The sequence below is a fragment of the Streptococcus sp. HMSC056C01 genome (genome assembly GCF_001811305.1).
GTDB lineage: Bacteria > Bacillota > Bacilli > Lactobacillales > Streptococcaceae > Streptococcus.
On the sequence record NZ_KV804195.1, the window covers coordinates 22,574 to 42,999 of the forward strand.

Sequence of the window (20,426 nt, forward strand, 5' to 3'; positions counted from 1 at the left end):
TAGCTTCCTAGTTTGCTCTTTGATTTTCATTGAGCATTAGCATGTTATCGGGTATGTAGTTGTTTATCTTTAAACTAGTGTTTTTTACAAAATAAAAAAGTTTCATAACCTTAATAGAATTGTTCTACCAAGATTACAAAACTCTTTCTTATTTCAAATCTTTTTTATAGCGTTCCAACTCAGCTTGGTTTGCCCAAACATAGTGACCTGGACGAATTTCTACCATAGAAGGTTTATCAGTTTCATAGTCATGTTGATCTGGATCATAGACTTTCAAAACTTTTTTACGTTCCAAGATTGGGTCTGGAATAGGAACAGCTGATAGAAGTGCTTGCGTGTATGGATGAACTGGATTGTTAAACAATTCTTCAGTTTCAGCCACTTCAACAATAACACCCTTATAAATTACCGCGATACGATCAGAGATGAAACGAACTACTGACAAATCGTGGGCGATAAAGAGATAAGTCAATCCTAATTCCTTTTGGAATTTCTTGAGCAAGTTCAAAACTTGGGCACGTACTGAAACGTCCAAGGCTGAAATTGGCTCATCCGCAATAACGAAGTCAGGTTGCATAACCAAGGCACGGGCAATCCCGATACGTTGACGTTGTCCACCTGAAAACTCATGTGGGTAACGTGTCAAGTGTTCAGCCAAAAGTCCCACTTCACGAATGATATTTTGAACTTTTTCTTTTCTTTCTTCTTCATCTTTAAATAAATGGTAGTTATAAAGACCTTCAGAAATGATATAATCAACCGTTGCACGTTCATTCAAACTTGCAGCAGGGTCTTGGAAAATCATTTGGATTCGACGGATTAATTCCGAAGCTTGTTCACGTGATTTTTTACCATTAATTTTTTGACCTTCAAAGATGATATCACCTTTGCTGGTATCATTAAGACCGATGATAGCACGACCAATTGTTGTCTTACCACTACCAGACTCTCCAACAAGTGAGAAAGTTTCTCCTTTGTTGATAAAGAAGTTCGCATTTTTAACAGCGACAAACTTTTTGCTTCCTTCACCGAAGGAAATTTCTAAGTCTTTAATTTCTACTAATTTTTCAGACATTTCCTTCCTCCTAGTCCTCAAGATGAGCAAAGCCCATCTTTTCACGAATTTTATCGTGTAAGTCTTCAATCACTGCTGGTTTTGAAACTTTTGGAGCCTGTTCATGAAGCAACCATGTTTTCGCCCAATGAGTATCTGATACTGCAAACTGAGGTGCTTTTTCTTCGAAATCAATCTTCATCGCATAGTCTGAACGAAGAGCAAAAGCATCTCCCTTCAATTCAGTATAGAGCGATGGGGGTGTTCCAGGGATTGAGTACAATTCACCTTTGTCATCCGCAAGTTGAGGCAAGCTTGACAAGAGGCTCCATGTATATGGGTGACGTGGGTCGTAGAAGATTTCTTCAACAGTACCATACTCGACGATTTCACCAGCATACATAACTGCAACTTTATCAGCGATACTTGCTACGACACCTAGGTCGTGAGTGATGAAGATTGTTGTAAAGTGGTATTCGTGTTGAAGTGATTTCAACAAGTCAATGATCTGTGCTTGAATGGTCACATCAAGAGCTGTTGTAGGCTCATCACAGATAAGAATGTCTGGACGACAAGCAAGAGCAATCGCGATAACGATACGTTGACGCATTCCTCCAGAATACTGGAATGGGTATTCATCAAAACGTCTCTCAGCATCCGGGATACCAACCTTGTTCATATAGTCGATAGCCATCTCTTTAGCTTCTTGAGCTGTCTTGCCTTGGTGTTTAATAATAACTTCTGTGATTTGACTTCCGATTGTCTTGATAGGGTCTAGACTGGTCATCGGATCTTGGAAGATAGTTGCAATCTTTGCACCACGAATACTTTCCCATTCTTTATGAGAAGATAAGGTTGTCAAATCTTGTCCTCGGTAATTAATACTACCTTGTGCAATACGACCATTTTCTTCCAACATTCCTGTGAATGTTTTTGTCAAAACTGATTTACCTGAACCTGACTCCCCAACTAACGCGAGGACCTCTCCCTCAATCAGGTCGATGGAGACACCTCGAATAGCTGTCAAAATCTTGTCACGAACATCAAATTCCACGACAATATCTTGAGCAGTCAAAATTACATTTTTTCCTTTTATCATGTCTACTCCTATCTATGTGTACGTGGATCACTAGCATCCGCTAGGTTTTGACCAACAACGAACAGTGACAAGGATACCAAGACCAAAGTTGTCAATGGAATCCAGAAGAGGTATGCATTGGTTGTTACGTTCTGAGAATAATCTGAAATCAAACGTCCTAAACTTGGTACTGTGATTGGCAATCCAAGTCCAAAGAATGAAAGGAAAGCTTCATATGAGATAAAGGCTGGAAGCATTTGCGACGTACTCGTAACAATAACAGATACCAATTGTGGCATAATGTTTTTCATAATAATTTTGTAACTTGGTGTTCCCAAGGTACGTGAAGCAAGGTTGTACTCTAAATCACGGTAACGTAACATTTGGATACGAATTGAATGGGCGACACCAATCCAAGTGGTTACACTCATGGCAAAGATCAAATTCCAGAAACCTGCACCGATAGAGTAAGTCAAAACAATAACAATCAAAAGTGATGGGATATTGTTGATAACGTTGTAGACTTCCATCATGATACGGTCAACTGATTTTGAGATCCCCCAAATTCCACCAATGACAACACCGATAAAAAGGTTGACAAAGGTCGCAATGACAGAAATCAAGATAGAGTTACGAGCTCCAAACCAGACACCATCAAAGAGAGATTTACCATTACTATCTGTACCAAACCAATGCTCAGCATTTGGCTTAATGTAACGAGCGCTAAAATCATTTACCTTACTTACATCATTGAAGTCAAAATCAGAGAACATTGGGTAAATGAAACTCATCAAAACAACCGCAATCAAGATACCTAGCATGATTACTGTTGATTTTTTCTTCAAAAACTGTCTAAAAACAGAACCCCAGTATGAATAGGCAGGAGCATCAATTGCTTCAGAGGCATAATCATCACGTTTTACAAACTGAAATTTTTCATTACTAATTGTAGACATTATTTGCCTCCTTTCTCTGTCAATTTAATACGTGGGTCAATAATGGTCATCCAAATATCTCCGATAAGGTTTGAGAAGATTGAAACACAAGTGAAGATAAAGACGAGACCAACTACCATATTATTGTTTGAAGCTTTTACAGAGTCGATCAACATTTTACCCATACCTGGGAAGGCGAAGACTGTTTCAGTAAGAGTTGCTCCACCAATAACACCAATAATTGAGCCTGGGATACCAGAAACGAGTGGTACCATAGCATTTTTAAAGATGTGCTTATCAGAAATCTCTTTCTCAGACAAACCTTTAGCACGAGCAAAACGAACGAAATCTTGTGATTGCAAGTCAATCATATAACGGCGAATCCAAATCGCCATAGTAGGTGCTCCTAGCAAGCCCAGAATCACTGCAGGAAGGACATAAGAACGCCAATCACCAGCACCCAAGATTGGGAATGAGTCTGGGAAGCCGATTGAAGAACCAATCAAACGAATAATATAAACTAGGGCAATCGTTGGAAGAGCCAACAAGAACGTTAGAGTCCCTGTAGAGAAACTATCGATCCAAGTGTTTTTGAAACGAGCCATTGCTGAACCAAGAGGAATCGCAATCGCGTATGAAATCGAAAGACCAATCAAACCAGTGATAGCAGAACTTGCTATCATAGATGGGTACTGATAGTTGCTCTCAGTTGCAGTATATGGATCATCTTTACCGTAGTTGGCTACTTCACGAGCATCAGCTTGACTCGGAGATTTATAAGTTCTTGAGTAGATATTGACTGATGATGTTTTCTTACCAGTTGGGAATTGGACTTCAGAAGTCTTTGTTTGTCCTTGTCCTTGTGTAATAACCTGAAGTACAGGAGTGTTAGCGTATGTTGGGTAAGAATCTCCTAGGTTCAAGTTGACAAAGTTTTGGTGAACAAATGGGAACTGACTATTGAAGTACAAGAGGTATTTATGTTTAGTACCTGAACCCACAAGAGACCAGCCGATAGCAGGGTCATTCTCAAAACGCAAATAACGCTCTAAGTTTGGATTTTCTGGGTCTTGAATCTTGTTTGTATGGTCAATATCAAGCAAGTTTGCATAGAATTTGAACACACGCTCAAAAATAGGAATTTCACGTGTAGCGTAGAATTGTCCACTCTCTGTAAACTCACCTAGAGTCCAACCATTCCCAAGTTGTTGGATATATTTTTCATAGATTGCTTTATTTGTATCATTTGCATCTACTGTAACAGAAGAGTCAATGCTACTAGCTTTTTCCTGCAACTCTTTCGTATCGTAATATTCGATATAACCCATACGCTCAAAGACAGTATTTTCATAGTTATCTCGTTTATCAGCCGTTGTCGCAATTTTATTGTAGTTAGTATCTTGTTTGAAGATCAACTTCCGTGGAACCATCGTATAGATGATTGTGTAAATCAAGGTCGTTACTAAGAAAATAGAAACCAACGACCGCAAGATACGCATAAAAACATATTTTTTCATATTATTTCCTTTAAAATCCCAAAAGAACCTTCTCCTTTAGGAGAGAAAGTTCTGATGAGCATTATTTATTTCACATGACTCGCTAACTCTTTTTGAGCTTTTTCGTTTGATTCAGCTTTTTCTTTGAGCCATTTTTCACGAGCTTCTTTGTACTCTTTGGTTGTTACAGTGTTAGCTTGCAATTTAAGGTACTTGAAGTATACATCTGAACCTTTATCACCAGATTGAGTGTAAGAGGCTGAGAATGGTACTACACGAGAAATAACTGGTGCTGCTCCTGAAGAAGACATAGCTGGAAGGAAGAGTGAGCTATCTGTCAACCAAGCTTGAGCTGCTGCATATTTCTCATAACGTTTGTTAAGATCGGTTGTTTCATTTCCAGCTTCGTCAACTAATTTATCATATTCTTTCAAACCAACTTGAGCAACCGCTGGGTTTGATGGATTGTCATAGCCCATGTAGGTCTTAGTTGTTTCACTATTAGTTGTTTTCAAGATATCAAGGTAAGTTGATGGATCATCATAGTCTGGATTCCATCCAACTGCACCTGAAATATCCCAATCCTCTGCTGCCGCACTAGCAGCGTAGTATGTGATATTGTGTAATTCATCTGTAGTGATTTGTTGGATATCGATAACTACATTATCTGTGCCCAAAGCGGTCTCAACAGATTGTTTAAATGATTGGATACGAGCGATATAGTTTTTAGCTGTTTGGTCAACTGGAATATCCAAGTGGATTGGGAATTTTACACCATCTGCTTCAAGGTCTTTTTTAGCTTTAGCTAGTTCTGCTTTAGCTTTATCAGCATTATAAAGTCCATCTTGAGCATCTGCAAAGTTTACATCTTTCCACTCATCACCATAAGAAACAACTTTCTCAGTGACCAAGTCACCAAATGTTTTTTCACCTGCTGAAACAAATTCTGGTTTTACGAAGAGGTTACGGACAGCAAGGGCTGCTCCATCCTTACCATTTAGCTGAGCTGAATAAGCAGTACGATCAAAAGCAAAGTTCAAAGCTTGACGGAAGTCTTTGTTGAGAAGGGCTTTCTTAGTAGATGTTTTTTCTTCGTCAGTTGTTTTTGATGTGTACTTATAGCTTTGACGGTCAATATTAACACCCAAACCAGCAATACCAGCTCCTTGTGGAGTATAGTAAATATTGTCTTTATATGTTTCTGCTACCTTAGAATAGTTTGAGCTAGTAGGGAAGAGACGGGCATAACTGTAGGCTCCATTTGTAAAGTTACGCTCAAGTGACTCTTGGTCTGAACCATCATAATAAGCAAGTGTTACAGTATCGATGTGAACATTATCTTTATCCCAATACTGTTCATTCTTCGCAAATTCGATAGAAGACTTAGCCGTCAACCCTTTAAGCAAGAAAGGTCCATTGTAAAGCAATGATGTTGGGTCTGTTGCCTTACCAAAGTCTTTACCTTTTGATTTTTCAAACTCTGCGTTCAAAGGCCAGAAGATTGCGTAAGACAATTTAGAGTTCCAGTATGGTTCAGGTTGGTTCAATGTATATTGAAGAGTGTAATCATCAACAGCTTTAACACCTACTGCAGAAAAGTCCGTATTAGTCCCTGACACATAGTCAGCCAATCCTTTTACAGAATTTTGTGCTAGGTAAAGAGCGGCTGATTTATTGTCGGCTGCGTGTTTCAAACCTGTAACAAAGTCATTTGCAGTTACTTCTGCATATTCTTCACCATCAGATGTTAACCATTTTACACCTTTACGAATCTTATAAGTGTATGTTAATCCATCTTGAGACACTGACCAGTCTTCAGCGACTGCAGGAGTAAGGTTACCATACTTATCATTTGTAAAGAGTCCATCGATACCGTTTGAAGTGGCAACTTTAGTACTTTGTTTCCCAGAGATAAGGTAGTCCAATGTTTCTGGGTCAGCAGTATAAGTATAGCCATAGGCTTTTGGTGCTTCAGCATTTGATGATTTTGAAGAACCACAAGCTGCGAGAACGCCTGTTGCGAGTAGGGCAACCCCTGCTACCGCAAAAATCCGACTTTTTTTCATGTTTAGTTAACTCCTCTATATAAAATTAATGAGATACTGTTAATTATACCACACTCCCTTTCAAAAGTAAACGAATTTTCAGAATATTTTGTCGCATGCCTTTGAAAGCAGGAAAACTTACATTTTCAGAAAAGAAACTATTGACGAGATTTAATTTAAAAGGTATAATAATAAAAGTTAAGGCGGTATAGCCAAGTGGTAAGGCACGGCTCTGCAAAAGCTTGATCGTCGGTTCAAATCCGTCTACCGCCTCTATATTATCAAAGGCTCCTACAGGAGTCTTTTCTTTTTAACTACTAGAAAAGCTTTATCAGTTCTGCTCTGATAAAGCTTTTGTTTTATTCTGTTTCTTCTTCTGATTCAAGTTCTTGAATTTGAACCTTAAGCTTGGTTACACGTCCATTTTTGACCTTATCATTAGTTAGGGTGATATGCTTATTGCTACTTTCTAACTCATAGCTAAGTTTTTCTGATGTTGGAATAGTTCCCACACCGGTCAAATAGTAACCAGCGATTGTATCTACATCATCACTTTCAAGTTCAACATCAAAGTAAGCATTAAAGTCATTTAAATTCATTGTCCCTTGGACGATATAGGTATCTTCGCCAATTGTATGAACATAAACTTCAGCGCGGTCAGTTTCATCATCAATTTCACCGACAATCTCCTCAAGGAGATCCTCCAGCGTAACTAGACCAGCCATACCTCCATACTCATCCAGAAGGATAGCCATCTGTCTTTGAGTATTTCTAAACTCTTTTAATAAATCATCCACAAAAATGGTCTCAGGTACAAAGAGTGGATCTTGTAAGATTCGCTTCCAGACAATATTGTCAAAACCGCTGGCAAAGGCTTCTTTAAGAAGACTCTTAGTATGAATCAATCCAATAACATTATCCTTATCTCCATCATAAACAGGAATACGAGAAAAATTCTGTTTTAAGATACTTTGGATAATGGTCTGAGTGTCATCTTGAATATCTACCATGAAAGCATCGGTTCGAGGAACCATGACTTCACGTGCCATGAGCTCATCTAGCGAGAAAATCCCTTGTAACATTTCAATTTCATCAGCATCCAAGGTTTCTTCACTCTTAGACAACATGTACTCAATCTCATCACGAGTCATTTTTTCGTCCGCATCATCAAATGTCATCGGTGTCAATTGACTCAAGAGATTAGTTGATGCTGAGAGCATCCAAACGAAGGGACTCACAATCTTACCAAGAGCAATAATAAACGGTACTGTTCGGATAGCCAAGGCATCCTTAAGATTTAGAGCAATTCGCTTTGGATAAAGCTCGCCAAAAACAATAGAAATATAAGTCAAGAAAGCTAATGATAAGAAGCTAGCTACCGCATAGGCAGTTTCGCTATTTCCCATCCAAGAGGCGATCAACTCTCCAAGTGAATCTGCTAGTTTAGCCCCTGACAAGATCGTAATTAAGGTGATACCAACTTGAATGGTTGATAAAAAGTGATTCGGGTTTTCAAGTACCTTTAGTAAACGGATATAGCGTTTATCCCCCTCCTCAGCTTTTTGCTCAACACGTGAACGACTAAGTGAAACCATGGCCATTTCTGTTGCAGAGAAAAAGGCATTTAAAAAGGTCAAAACAACTAATAAAACAAATTGCAGTAACAAATCCTGACTGCTCGGGTCTTCCATTTTCCTTCTCCTAAAAAGTATAATTGAAACTATTATACCATATTTTCCAATTTCTACACATTAATTTTCAATTTCTATGATAAAGGGTCGCTGAATAGAGAGCTGCAATCCAAGTCCCGACGCCCTAGTTCCAGCCTTGTGAATCTTCAAAAAATCTCTTTAAAATCAGAAGTGCAAAAAACAAGCAATCGTGTCAACAGTTCATGACTAATAAAAAACGAGGTTGGGATTTTCCCTCAACCTCTTGAACAATTAGTTAGCTTTTGTGACTGTGACCTCACCTGTTCGGTAATCTAACTGAATTCCCTTTTGGACATTTGGAATCACGACATTAAACTCCAATTCTCCGTCAGAGGACTTAGCTTCAATCTGCGATGCGGACGGCACCAAGTCTTCCACAGACGCATAGAGTAACGTCACACGGTAACGCACTCGTTTGTTTTGATCCAGAGCTTTTCGAACCAGACTTTCATAGTAGTTTTGGCCTGTGGAATCTTCTGCACGCGCTTGGTTGGCCCAAGCTGTCTGTACGGCAATGTTTTTAGGATTGCTGGTAGAAGCATCGAAGCCATCTAAGCCACCTATCAAGGCATAGCCTAACAAGTGACCTCTATCAACTGCGTGATTATAGCTCCCTTTTAGGTTCTTAACCTGATGCCAACCCGCAGGCGTCCAAGATGTTGAACCATTGCCAGTTTCTTCACGGTCCTTGTACTGCCTTGTTGCTTTTGACATGATTGCATTCGCTACTGTGGGAACTGTCTCTCCTCCTACCGTTTTTGTCTTGTTATCCGCATAGGGTTTACTTGAAACCTTGGCGTCTAGATTGGTTTTATTGTTATTGACGATAAAGGCTCCTGCGCCATTCCACTCTAGCGTACCCTTAATTTGTTTTTTAACCGAATCTGTTAGGACACTTTCTGCCAGTTCTTGACTTGGAGTATCAGACGACTGTGATTTTTGTTTTACTTGTGTTTGTGGTGCAGTGTTGGAAGACTGCATTTGTTTAATATAGTAGCTTCCTGCTGACAAGAGCAAAAAGAGCAAGAGGCCAATTAGGGCCTGCCTTGTTTTTTTGTTCATACTTTCTCCTTCATTTCACTTTCTAGAAAAATCACTTCCTAGAAAAAGACTGGTCTCCCAGTCTATTTTCCTGTAAATTTTGCGATGAGTTCTTGCCATTTTGCTGGTGCTAAAATAGCCCAAGGATCTTGACCTTTTCCTAGAATACCATAGCCAATCATCAAACCAATAACAAGAGCTAAGAATCCTAGTAGTAATACTACAATTACTAGGATAAAGCGACGTAAGACATATTTGGATCGTTTATTCATCTTCATCAGCTTCCACACTTACCCGTTCAATCTTAGCTCCTAACTGGGCTAATTTTTCATGAAAACGGTAGTAACCTCTATCTAAATGGACAAGCTTTCCTACAACTGTTTCGCCTTCAGCCACCAAGCCTGTCAAAATCAAGGCTGCACTGGCACGTAAGTCGGTTGATAGAACTTCTGCACCTTGGAGAGGCTGTCCTCCGACGATACGGGCTGTATCACGGATGATTTCAGAGTGCAAGCCCATACGACGCATTTCCTCTAAATGTTGGAAACGATTCTCAAATACAGTCTCTACCATAGTTGACTCACCTTGAGCAACGGTCATTAGAGCAGTGAACTGCGCTTGCATGTCTGTCGGAAATCCTGGATGTGGAAGTGTCTTAACGTGGACAGCCTTTAATTTTTCACGTTGAGAACGAATACGAATTCCTTCGTCCTCATCGATGACTTCAACACCCATTTCCTGTAATTTAGCAATCAAGGGACGATTGTGTTCCCAGATGGCATCTTGAATCAAGACATCTCCACCAGTCATAGCAGCTGCTACCATAAAGGTACCTGCTTCAATACGGTCTTGTACAACATTGTGGGTTGCACCGTGTAGTTGCTCAACACCAGTAATCGTCACAGTTTCTGTTCCTGCACCTTTGACCTTGGCACCCATTTTATTTAGGAGAACAGCCAAGTCGACAATCTCAGGTTCACGCGCAGCATTTTCAATGACAGTCACACCGTTAGCAAGAGTTGCCGCCATCATCAAGTTTTGAGTGGCACCTACACTTGGGAAGTCCATGTAAATGTGAGCTCCGTGCAAGCGTTCTGCCTTAGCTTCGATATATCCTGCCGTTTGAGTAATTTGAGCCCCCATCGCTTCGAGTCCCTTTAGGTGAAGGTCGATAGGGCGACTACCGATAGTACAGCCACCTGGCATCGAAACTTTAGCATGTCCTACACGAGCCAAGATTGGCCCCAATACTACAATTGAAGCACGCATCTTGCTGACATACTTATAGGGAGCTTCTTCGGTGATGTCTCCAGTAGCATCAACTTCAACAATATGGGCTTCTTGATCAAAGTCTACTTTCGCATTTAATCCACGAACCACCTGATTCATGGTAAAAACATCCGATAAAATAGGAACATTTTTTAAGACCGTTTTTCCTTCACTTGCTAAAATAGTTGCTGCAAGTAGTGGCAAAACTGCATTTTTTGCGCCCTCGATGGTAACACTTCCAACCAAACGATTATCGCCACCTTGAACTACAATTTTTTCCATAGAGTATTTTCCTTCACTTACAATTTTAGAATAACGTTCTAACTGCTTCTTGCCAAAGTTGGTAAAGGTTCAGAAAAAAGGAACTAATCAGATATCCTAAACCGATACTACACAATACTACCAAGAGTCGAACCTTCTTCGCATTATCCTTTGTCACCTTCAAAATTTGATCCCATCTGACCAAATCTTTTAAGAGCTGAAAGACTAGGTAGACAAAAAACATATGACTACTAAGGGTAAAAAACAATTGAATCATCGGCCTATTATACCATCTTCTTTTTTTCTACGCTAGTTTAGGGATTCGCCTACTGTTTAGGGATTGTTTTTCAAATAGTCAATCGCATCCTGAAGTGTTTTTACAGGAACAATCTTCATGTCTGTTTTAATCATTTCAGCAGCTTCTACAGCCATGTCATAATTACTCTTGGCATTTGGATTTGCTTTTTTAGCTTCTTCAGTTACTGGATTGTTAGGAGCAAAGAATACAGTTGCTCCCTTTTTAGCTGCGGCCACAACCTTTTTATCAATTCCACCAATATCACCAACATTCCCATCTCTGTCGATACTTCCTGTACCAGCAATGATGCGTCCATTTCGAAGAGTGGGATCTGCAATTTGCGTATAGATGGATAGACTAAACATCATCCCAGCACTAGGACCACCAATGCCTGCAGTTGAAAACTTGATTGGTACATCACTAGATACTTCTGTGCGGTCAATCAAGCCGATTCCGATACCATTTTTCCCATTTTCTAGAGTAATGATCTTTCCTTCGGCAGTCTTGACTTTTCCATCCTCCTCATAGGTAACCTTAACCTGATCACCTAGAGTTTGAGAATTAACGTAGTCAACCATCTCCTTGGAGCTCTCAAAAGTTTTATCATTCACCGCTGTTACGGTGTCAGCAATATTGAGAACCCCCTTGAAAGTCGAGTTATCTGTTACAGTCAAAACATAGACACCCAGATATTTGAGCTCTATTTCCTTACCAGCCGTCTTCAGACCTTGATATTTAGCCATGTTTTGCGAAGTTTCCATGTAAAACTGGTTGATTCGCATAAATTCTGCATCTGACGAACCACCCGTCATCTCTTTGGCACTATGTATGTCCGTAAAAGGTGTTAGCCAAGCATAGACTAAGTCAACCAGTCTAGCGTGCTTAACTCCAACCGTCACAAATTGGTAGGAACCTTCCTCTTGGTCAGGTTGGTTATTAACTTGTAAAACCTTTCGAATATCTTCAGAAGTTCCTGGCACCTCGATATAATAAGGCAGGGGCACCGTAAAAGCGATAAAAGTGATAATGAGCCCAATAATGAGATATAAGGGCCATCTAGTTTTTTTCTTCATTGTTTAACTCCTCTAGAACAGCATTTGGTACATACCCGCTGATATCTTGACCAAATTTCAATAGTTCTCTCACAGCCGAAGAGCTGATGTATACATGCTCTGGGCGACTGTGGAGATAGATTGTCTCCATTTCTCCCGCTAGTTGATGGTTGTAAAAATCAAAACTAGCTTCATACTGAAGATCTGTTGCATTACGCAAGCCACGCACCAAGACCTCTGCACCTAATCTTCTAGCAACATCAACGACTAATTCATCGTGAGAAGCTATGACTTTGACATTATTCAGATGGGCCACTGCTTTTTCAACAGTTTTCTTTCGGCTCTCTATCGCCAAAAATCCTGTTTTATGAGGATTATAAAAAATTCCCACATACAATTGATCAAAGAGCTTACTTGCACGCTCAATGAGATCCAAATGTCCATTGGTCATCGGATCAAAAGAACCTGTAAATAGCCCAATCTTATCTGACATAAACCGTCACCTTACTAATCCCATATATTTTTTCCTTCCAGATGCCCAAACAGGCGATTTCTTCTGGAAGTTCTACTGATTTATCGGTCTCACATATCACCATGACATCTTCTGAAAAAAGATTTCTCTCTGCCATTTTTTCAATATCTGACACGATTTGCTCCTTGGCATAGGGAGGGTCCAAAAAAATAAGATCAAAGACACCATCAACCTGTTCTAATGCACGACTGGATTCCATTTTCAACAATTGAAATTTAGAGGTTTCCTTAGTCATTCGGATATTTTCTGCGACTATATTCTGGGCTCGACGATCCTTCTCAACCAGTACTGCACTGGACATCCCTCTTGAGACTGCTTCGATGGATAGACCACCACTGCCAGCATAAAGATCTAGCACTCGCCCACCTTCAAAGTAGGGACCAATCATATTGAAAATAGCGCCCCTAACCTTATCTGATGTTGGCCTTGTCGTTTTACCGTCCAGCGTCTTTAAAGGACGCCCACCGTAGATTCCTGATACGATTTTCATACCGTATATTATACCAAATTCTTATCAAAAAAAGAAAATCGAACCTTACGGCTCGATTGATTAAAGAATATTTTCGTAGGTGTCTCTCACTTCTTGTGGCCAAACACTGGTTTGGACTTCACCGATATGCTTCTTACGAAGCAGGAACATAGCCATGCGTGATTGTCCGATTCCTCCACCGATTGTCAATGGGAAGAGTCCATTTAGGAGAGCCTTATGCCATTCTAAAGTTAAACGGTCTTCGTCTCCTGTGATAGCTACTTGGCGACGGAGAGTGTCTTCATCGACACGAATGCCCATTGAAGACAATTCAAAGGCTGCACCCAAATTATCATTCCAAACAAGGATGTCCCCATTCAAGCCATGATAGCCATTTTCAGACTCAGTTGTCCAGTCATCATAGTCTGGTGCACGTCCGTCATGAGGTTTTCCATCTGACAATTCTCCACCGATACCAATTAGGAAGACCGCACCGAACTCCTTACAGATAGCATTTTCACGTTCTTTTGGTGTCAAGTCTGGGTAGCGTTCTACCAATTCTTCTGTATGGATAAAGGTAATTTGCTTAGGCAAGATTGACTCAATATCATAGCGTGCTTCCACTGCTAACTCTGTCAAACGAATAGCCTTATAAATCTTTTCTACCGTTTCTTTAAGATAGGCAAGATTGCGCTGTCCGTTTGGAATAACTTTTTCCCAGTCCCACTGGTCTACATAGACTGAGTGAGTCGCATCTAAGGAATCTTCGTCTGGACGAAGAGCCTTCATGTGAACAAAGAGGCCTTCTCCTTCACCAAAACCAAAACGTGCTAAGGTATGGCGTTTCCACTTAGCAAGGGAATGCACCACTTCATAGGTTTCATCTGGGATTTGCAAAACCTTAACAGAAACTGGATGTTCAATCCCTGAAAGGTTGTCCTGCATCCCATCACCAACCTTACTCAAGATTGGCCCCTGCACTTCCACAACTTCTAATTTATCTTTCAAATACTGAGTAAAGGTATTTTTTACAAAGGAAATTTCTTCCTGTTGATGGATAAAACTTTTCTTCATACATCTCTCCTTCTAAATAATAAGATGATTATACCCTTTTGCCAGTAAAAATAAAAGTAAAAATTAAAAAAAAGAGCTCATTTGAGCTCTAAAAGTATTAATCGTCACTTCCAAAGATACGCAAGAAGCTGAGGAAGAGGTTGATAAAGTCGAGGTAGAGACTAAGTGCCAATGAAATTGCCCAACCTGTAGCGACTTGACCATTTGATTCTTCATAAACATAGCGAATCTTTTGGTTATCCCAAGCAATCAAACCTGCAAAAACAAGAACCATGACAATACTGATAATGTAATCGAATAGACCACTGTTTAAGAATACATTAACAATCATAGCCAAGATGAGACCTACCAAGGCTCCAATCAAAGCACGTCCGATACCACTCAAGTCCTTTTTAATCACAACTCCAATAATAGCCATGACAAAGAAGAGAGCTGCGCTGGAAATAAAGGCCGTTAGAACCGTTCCTGGTAGATAGAGCGACACGATGAAACTCAGTGAAAAACCGTTCACTACTGAATAGATGAGAAACATTGGAAGAGCTGCTGGGCTATTTTTATAAGCCATATTACTGGCTGCAATGACAAGAGCAACTTCAACTACTCCTGTCACGATTAGCCATATGCGGGCGTTAAGCATCAACTGAACAAGAAGGTCTTGGAAGGTTGTTAACATTAAGGCTGAAACAAGTGCAGATAAGGCGATCCCAATCCCTACAAAAGCATAGACTTTTGCATAAAATTGATTCAAGCCAGAACGTTCTTGAATAATTGTTTGATTCATATCTTTTTCTCCTTATGAAATCTTTTTTTACTGATTATAACAAAAATTAAATCATTTAACTCAAATAAAACATGAGTATACCTGCAGCAATGGCGACATTGAGGCTTTCTGCCTGCCCTTTCATGCTGATGTGGACCAATTGGTCTGCCTGGTCTGTCATGAATGGACTAATCCCTTGACCTTCATTTCCCATGACTAAGGCAAAATCTTCTAGGCAATCCAGTTCACGATAATCTTTAGAGTTTTGTGATAAGGTGGTTGCCAGAATTGGTAAACCGCTCTTTTTAGCTTGTTCCACAAACCCTTCAACAGACATGCGATAAATCGGCAAATGGAAATGACTGCCTTGCATGGAGCGAAGCGTTTTGAGACTATAGATATCTGCTGACTTGCTGGAAACGATGACTCCAGAAAAACCTGCTGCATCTGCCGTCCGAATCATGGTCCCAACATTTCCAGGATCCTGTACATCTTCTAAAAAGAGATACTTGCCTTGGCTCAAATCCGGCAACTGCTCTTCTTCCTTTTGAACAATAGCAACGATACCCTGAGGCGTTTGAGAATCTGCTAAATCGAGCAAGATTTCTTCGGTTACAAAAACAGTCTGAGGATAGTCTACCAGCTTATCTCCATACTCTGCGAGAGCAAAAATTTTCTCAATCTTTGCACCTGCCTGAACAGCTTCTTCAAACAGATGCCATCCCTCAATCAGATATGAGGTTTTCCGATATTTTTTTTGATGCAATTTTTTGGCATTTTTCACCACAGAATTGGCTTTAGAGGTTATAATAGTCATAGAAATATTATAACACAATCAAGGAGGTTTGGTATGCAAAAGGTTAAAATGATCGCCCAAGGTCGCGTCCAAGGAGTGGGCTTCCGCTGGGGTGTCTATACCCTAGCTCTAGAACTAGGTGGCATTACGGGTCGTGTCTGGAATAACGATGACGGAACCGTTGAAATCCTTGCCCAAGCAGAGTCTTCAGCCATCATGGCCAAGTTTATCCAAGAGATCCGAAAAGGCCCTACCCCATTCTCTAAAGTAACCTATCTTGATGTTCAATTGAGTAACTTTCCATCTTATTCAGACTTCAAAGTCGCAAATTAGGTCTCTAGAACTATTGTATATTTTCCAAAAAAACAGTAGAATAGAAAGGTATAATTTTTAAAGAAGGAATAAAAACAGTGAAATCTATTAAACGTTTTGCACTCTCGGCTATGGGAGTGGCTATGCTATTAGTCTTGGCAGGTTGCGTTCAGATCGATAAAGCAACAGGTAAGCCAATTGGTCCCGTTTGGGATTTCTTGGGTGCTCCAATGGGAGAAGCTATCAAATACTTCGCTAATGATCAAGGTCTCGGTTTCGGTGTTGGGATTATCATCGTAACCATTATCGTTCGCTTGATTATCCTCCCACTTGGTATCTACCAATCATGGAAAGCAACGCTTCACTCTGAAAAGATGAATGCTCTCAAGCACGTCCTTGAACCACATCAGACTCGCCTGAAAGAAGCAACAACTCAAGAAGAAAAACTAGAAGCTCAACAAGCTCTCTTTGCTGCTCAAAAAGAGCACGGCATCAGCATGTTTGGCGGCGTGGGATGTTTCCCTATCCTCATTCAAATGCCTTTCTTCTCTGCTATCTACTTTGCTGCCCAACATACTGAAGGAGTTGCCCAAGCAAGCTACCTAGGAATTCCTCTAGGCTCACCTAGTATGATTTTGGTTGCCTTTGCTGGTATCCTTTACTATCTTCAATCACTCCTTTCTTTACATGGAGTTGAGGATGAAACTCAAAGAGAACAGATCAAGAAGATGCTCTATATGAGCCCTCTCATGATTGTCGTGTTCTCTGTCTTCTCACCAGCCAGCGTTACACTTTACTGGGTTGTCGGTGGTTTCATGATGATCCTTCAACAATTTATCATCAACTACATCGTTCGTCCAAAACTTCGTAAAAAAGTACGTGAAGAATTTGCTAAGAACCCACCAAAAGCAAGCAAAACTTCAAGCACTCGTAAAGATGTAACCCCTGAACCAGCAACAGCTATCACAACTTCTAACAAGAAGAAAAACAAAAAACGCAATGCTGGAAAGCAACATTCTAGATAAAAAATAAAAGGCTTAGCTTAAATGCTGAGCCTTTTCTATAGTTGAAAAGAGGCCGAGAAAAAATCCCGACCTCTTCTTTCATTTTATCCATGTACACGTTTCATGTAATCTTGATAGCTTTCTGTATCCATCAATTCCTTAGCATTCTTAACACGTTCTGCTGTTGGAGGTTTAACTCCTTCAAGGGAATACGGAATCCCAAGCTCACGCCATTTGAACTCACCCATTGTGTGATAAGGCAAGATTTCAAACTTATCAACATTTTTGAGAGTTTTCACAAACTTACCAAGTTCAATCAAATCTTCATCTCTGTCTGTCAATCCTGGCACTAGCACGTGACGAATCCAAACAGGTTTACCGATTTCTGACAAGTACTGAGCACAAGCCAAGATGTTTTTATTAGTTTGACTGGTTACAATCTTGTGTTGTGCTTCGTTGATTTCCTTGATATCAAGGAGAACCAAGTCTGTCACGGCCATTAACTTGTTGAACTTTTCTAGATAGCGTGGTTTGTTACGGAATGGAAGGGCACAAGTATCCAAGGTACAGTGGATACCCTTTTCTTTTGCCTTGGTAAAGAGGGCAATCAAGAAATCAATCTGCAAGAGGGCTTCTCCTCCGCTGACTGTGATACCTCCCTTGTCTCCCCAGAAACCACGATAACGAAGCGCTTCTTCTAGAACATCATCTACTGTTCGTACACGAGATTTATTGGTTTCCATAGCCCAAGTATCAGGGTTATGGCAGTATTGGCAACGCATCTGACAGCCTTGCAAAAAGACAATAAAACGAATTCCAGGGCCATCTACCGCCCCAAAACTCTCTGTCGAATGCACCATTCCTGTCACTTGTCCATAGTCAATTATTTCCTCAGACATATCGTTACCTTCCTTGAAAACGTTTTATAGTCTTTATTATACCATGACTGAAAAGAAAAACCACAGATTTTGCCTATTTTTTAGAAAACAATCTGTTTTTCACTTTCAACTTTCATGATTTTCAAAATATTTATTAATCCTTGTCAAAATCAAAGCCATAGAGAGTCGCAAAATAATCCTCTGGTCGCTCTGCTCGGCGGATCAAGCGTGCTCCACCGTCCTCTGTATAGAGAATTTCTGCCGAACGAAGCTTGGCATTGTACTGGTAGCCCATAGAGAAGCCATGCGCACCTGTATCATGAATGACTAACAAATCACCAATTTCTGTTTGAGGTAGTTCACGATTAACTGCAAACTTATCGTTGTTTTCACAAAGAGAGCCAACAACATCAACTACTTCAGTCTGACCATCAGGATGCATCATATTGGTGATGTGGTGATAAGCGCCATACATAGCCGGTCTCATAAGATTGACAGCTGACGCATCTACTCCTAGATAAGTACGATAGGTTTTCTTTTTATGAGTAACTTTTGTAACTAGAATGCCATGGGGTGCCAACATAAAGCGACCTAGTTCTGTAAAGATTTTAACCTGACCAAGGCCTGCTGGTGTCAAAACCTCTTCATAAACCTGACGAACTCCCTCACCAATCAAAGCAATGTCATTAGGTTCTTGATCTGGGCGATAGTTAACCCCGATACCACCTGAAAGATTGATAAAATCCAGTGAAATACCTAACTTTTCCTTGATTTCTACTGCCAATTCAAAAAGCTGACGTGCTAATTCTGGATAGTAGAGATGGGTCACTGTATTGGAAGCTAGGAAGGAATGAATCCCAAAGGTTTTAGCTCCCTTTTCTTTCAAGATTGCAAAGGCTTCAAAAAGCTGTTCCTTAGTCATCCCGAACTTAGCTTCACCAGGATTATCCATAATGTCCGTGCCCAGTTCAAATACGCCACCAGGATTGTAACGGCAAGAGATGATTTCTGGGATGCCTGCTGCACGTTCCAAATGCTCGATATCTTCAAAGGCATCTAAATTAATCGTCGCACCCAATTCTCGCGCATAAGCATACTCTCTATCTGGGGTGTTATTAGACGAGAACATCATATCCGCCCCTGTAAACCCAAGCTTGTGACTCATCAAGAGTTCGACATAACTAGAACAATCCACTCCACACCCTTCTTCTTGTAAGATTTTCAAAATAGCTGGGGTTGGGGTTGCCTTAACTGCGAAGTATTCTTTAAAGCCCTTATTCCAAGAAAAGGCCTTGTTTACTGCGCGTGCTTTCTCGCGGATACCTTTTTCATCGTAAAGATGGAATGGGGTTGGAAACTCCTCAACAATCTTTTCTAAGGCATCACGTTTAATAAATGGTGTTTTCATAGAACTCCTTCATATTCATTATCAAAGAAAGGCTGGGACGAAAGTTCCAACCTTTGTATTTCAAGTCAATTCTTATTTTTCTGTATCGAAGATATTTCCAACTTCAACAGCAATTTGTTGGTTCTTCACATCAATATTTGTGACTCTCAAGAGTGACTTGTAGTCGAACTGTTGTTCACGGTCTTCCTGTGCATTATCAGCAAAGACAGCTACACCTGCCAACTCTGAATCAAACTCAGACAAGAGGCTAATCATCCCGTTAATGGTTCCTCCACCCTTCAAGAAGTCATCGACGATCAAGACACGACTTCCTGCTTTGAGGCTACGTTTTGAAAGGAACATCTTTTCGATACGGTCACTAGAACCTGAAACATAGTTGACACTAACAGTTGAACCTTCAGTGATTTTCAAGTCGCGACGGACAATGACAAATGGAACATTGAGAACATTTGCCACTGCATTTGCAAGCGGAACCCCTTTGGTAGCCACAGTCATAACGGCATCAATCTTCTGATCCATAAAGCTCTTAGCAATAATGCGACCGATATTTTTCAAAATAGCTGGAGTGCTCAATAGGTCAGATAAATAAATGTAGCCACCTGGAAGAATACGGTCACTCTCTGAAAGTTTATCACGAAGCTCTTCGATAATCGCTTTAGACTCAAGGGTAGAGATCGATGGTGTAAAAATAACACCACCACCAGCACCTGTCACCGTTTGAATATGACCGATTTCAATTTCTTCGAAAGCACGCTTAATGATGACGATATCTTCAGAAATAGACGATTTGGCAGATTCATACTTTTCCGCAAAGGTGTTGAGACTGGTTAATTTGTATGGATTGTTAATCAAGTAATTGGAAATGACAACCATCCGATCACTTCTTCTTAATTTCATTATATTTTTACCATTCTTTTTTATTTATACTCAATGAAAATCAAAGAGCAAACTA

21 protein-coding genes and 1 tRNA gene are annotated in these 20,426 nt (G+C 40.2%); 3 read left to right on the forward strand and 19 right to left on the reverse strand.

What is annotated here, in order from left to right; translation table 11 throughout:
• Positions 1-148 precede the first annotated feature (148 nt).
• The 5 genes from HMPREF2795_RS04160 to HMPREF2795_RS04180 form a co-directional block, all read right to left on the reverse strand.
• Complete coding sequence (locus HMPREF2795_RS04160; RefSeq protein ID WP_075228297.1) at positions 149-1,075, reverse strand: ATP-binding cassette domain-containing protein; 927 nt, start codon at positions 1,073-1,075, stop codon at positions 149-151.
• Between the two features lie 10 nt (positions 1,076-1,085).
• Positions 1,086-2,153, reverse strand: a complete 1,068-nt coding sequence (locus HMPREF2795_RS04165; RefSeq protein ID WP_000589653.1) for an ABC transporter ATP-binding protein — start codon at positions 2,151-2,153, stop codon at positions 1,086-1,088.
• Between the two features lie 8 nt (positions 2,154-2,161).
• Positions 2,162-3,088, reverse strand: coding sequence for an oligopeptide ABC transporter permease OppC (gene oppC, locus HMPREF2795_RS04170; RefSeq protein WP_075228298.1), 927 nt, complete (start codon positions 3,086-3,088; stop codon positions 2,162-2,164).
• Positions 3,088-4,584: an ABC transporter permease gene (locus HMPREF2795_RS04175; RefSeq protein ID WP_075228299.1), complete on the reverse strand. Its 1,497-nt coding sequence runs from the start codon at positions 4,582-4,584 to the stop codon at positions 3,088-3,090. Before HMPREF2795_RS04175 ends, oppC begins: the two co-directional genes overlap by 1 nt.
• 65 nt (positions 4,585-4,649) lie before the next feature.
• Positions 4,650-6,629: a peptide ABC transporter substrate-binding protein gene (locus HMPREF2795_RS04180; protein WP_075228300.1), complete on the reverse strand. Its 1,980-nt coding sequence runs from the start codon at positions 6,627-6,629 to the stop codon at positions 4,650-4,652.
• Positions 6,630-6,810: 181 nt separating this feature from the next.
• On the opposite strand from HMPREF2795_RS04180, the gene HMPREF2795_RS04185 reads away from it, so the two are divergent.
• Positions 6,811-6,881 (forward strand) — tRNA-Cys (locus HMPREF2795_RS04185).
• A gap of 86 nt (positions 6,882-6,967) precedes the next feature.
• Here HMPREF2795_RS04185 and HMPREF2795_RS04190 read toward each other — a convergent pair.
• The 11 genes from HMPREF2795_RS04190 to HMPREF2795_RS04240 all read right to left on the reverse strand — a co-directional run bounded on the left by HMPREF2795_RS04190 (position 6,968) and on the right by HMPREF2795_RS04240 (position 15,893).
• Positions 6,968-8,299, reverse strand: a complete 1,332-nt coding sequence (locus HMPREF2795_RS04190) for a hemolysin family protein (RefSeq protein ID WP_075228301.1) — start codon at positions 8,297-8,299, stop codon at positions 6,968-6,970.
• A gap of 252 nt (positions 8,300-8,551) precedes the next feature.
• Positions 8,552-9,382 carry a DNA/RNA non-specific endonuclease gene (locus HMPREF2795_RS04195; protein WP_075228302.1) on the reverse strand — a complete coding sequence of 277 codons (831 nt, stop codon included), beginning with the start codon at positions 9,380-9,382 and terminating at the stop codon, positions 8,552-8,554.
• Between the two features lie 62 nt (positions 9,383-9,444).
• Positions 9,445-9,639, reverse strand: coding sequence for a DNA-directed RNA polymerase subunit beta (locus HMPREF2795_RS04200; protein WP_075228303.1), 195 nt, complete (start codon positions 9,637-9,639; stop codon positions 9,445-9,447).
• Complete coding sequence (gene murA, locus HMPREF2795_RS04205; protein WP_075228304.1) at positions 9,626-10,912, reverse strand: UDP-N-acetylglucosamine 1-carboxyvinyltransferase; 1,287 nt, start codon at positions 10,910-10,912, stop codon at positions 9,626-9,628. The genes HMPREF2795_RS04200 and murA overlap by 14 nt, the downstream gene beginning before the upstream one ends.
• 25 nt (positions 10,913-10,937) lie before the next feature.
• Entirely contained in the window at positions 10,938-11,168 is a 231-nt protein-coding gene (locus tag HMPREF2795_RS04210) for a DUF1146 family protein (protein ID WP_000615324.1), read from the reverse strand.
• 56 nt (positions 11,169-11,224) lie between these two features.
• On the reverse strand, positions 11,225-12,262 hold the full coding sequence (locus tag HMPREF2795_RS04215; protein ID WP_075228305.1) for a SepM family pheromone-processing serine protease: 1,038 nt from the start codon (positions 12,260-12,262) through the stop codon (positions 11,225-11,227).
• Positions 12,246-12,734, reverse strand: coding sequence for a pantetheine-phosphate adenylyltransferase (gene coaD, locus HMPREF2795_RS04220; RefSeq protein WP_075228306.1), 489 nt, complete (start codon positions 12,732-12,734; stop codon positions 12,246-12,248). The genes HMPREF2795_RS04215 and coaD overlap by 17 nt, the downstream gene beginning before the upstream one ends.
• Positions 12,724-13,263: a 16S rRNA (guanine(966)-N(2))-methyltransferase RsmD gene (rsmD, locus tag HMPREF2795_RS04225; RefSeq protein ID WP_075228307.1), complete on the reverse strand. Its 540-nt coding sequence runs from the start codon at positions 13,261-13,263 to the stop codon at positions 12,724-12,726. The genes coaD and rsmD overlap by 11 nt, the downstream gene beginning before the upstream one ends.
• A 60-nt stretch (positions 13,264-13,323) precedes the next feature.
• Entirely contained in the window at positions 13,324-14,316 is a 993-nt protein-coding gene (gene asnA / locus HMPREF2795_RS04230; protein ID WP_000747986.1) for an aspartate--ammonia ligase, read from the reverse strand.
• 97 nt (positions 14,317-14,413) lie between these two features.
• A complete protein-coding gene (locus HMPREF2795_RS04235) occupies positions 14,414-15,097 on the reverse strand; it encodes a Bax inhibitor-1/YccA family protein (RefSeq protein WP_075228308.1) in 684 nt (227 codons plus the stop codon).
• 55 nt (positions 15,098-15,152) lie between these two features.
• Positions 15,153-15,893 carry a TrmH family RNA methyltransferase gene (locus HMPREF2795_RS04240; protein WP_075228309.1) on the reverse strand — a complete coding sequence of 247 codons (741 nt, stop codon included), beginning with the start codon at positions 15,891-15,893 and terminating at the stop codon, positions 15,153-15,155.
• Between the two features lie 33 nt (positions 15,894-15,926).
• On the opposite strand from HMPREF2795_RS04240, the gene HMPREF2795_RS04245 reads away from it, so the two are divergent.
• Positions 15,927-16,205: an acylphosphatase gene (locus HMPREF2795_RS04245; RefSeq protein WP_001174501.1), complete on the forward strand. Its 279-nt coding sequence runs from the start codon at positions 15,927-15,929 to the stop codon at positions 16,203-16,205.
• Positions 16,206-16,282: 77 nt separating this feature from the next.
• The gene (yidC, locus tag HMPREF2795_RS04250; RefSeq protein WP_061863800.1) at positions 16,283-17,209 is read left to right on the forward strand and encodes a membrane protein insertase YidC; all 927 of its coding nucleotides are present in this window, start codon (positions 16,283-16,285) and stop codon (positions 17,207-17,209) included.
• Between the two features lie 83 nt (positions 17,210-17,292).
• Here the strand turns inward: yidC and pflA are convergent, their stop codons facing one another.
• From pflA to purR, 3 genes are all read right to left on the reverse strand, one after another.
• The gene (gene pflA / locus HMPREF2795_RS04255; protein WP_075228310.1) at positions 17,293-18,087 is read right to left on the reverse strand and encodes a pyruvate formate-lyase-activating protein; all 795 of its coding nucleotides are present in this window, start codon (positions 18,085-18,087) and stop codon (positions 17,293-17,295) included.
• A 133-nt stretch (positions 18,088-18,220) separates the two neighbouring features.
• A complete protein-coding gene (locus HMPREF2795_RS04260; protein ID WP_049528287.1) occupies positions 18,221-19,474 on the reverse strand; it encodes a diaminopimelate decarboxylase in 1,254 nt (417 codons plus the stop codon).
• A 72-nt stretch (positions 19,475-19,546) separates the two neighbouring features.
• Positions 19,547-20,371 carry a pur operon repressor gene (gene purR / locus HMPREF2795_RS04265; protein ID WP_045762704.1) on the reverse strand — a complete coding sequence of 275 codons (825 nt, stop codon included), beginning with the start codon at positions 20,369-20,371 and terminating at the stop codon, positions 19,547-19,549.
• Positions 20,372-20,426: the final 55 nt, after the last annotated feature.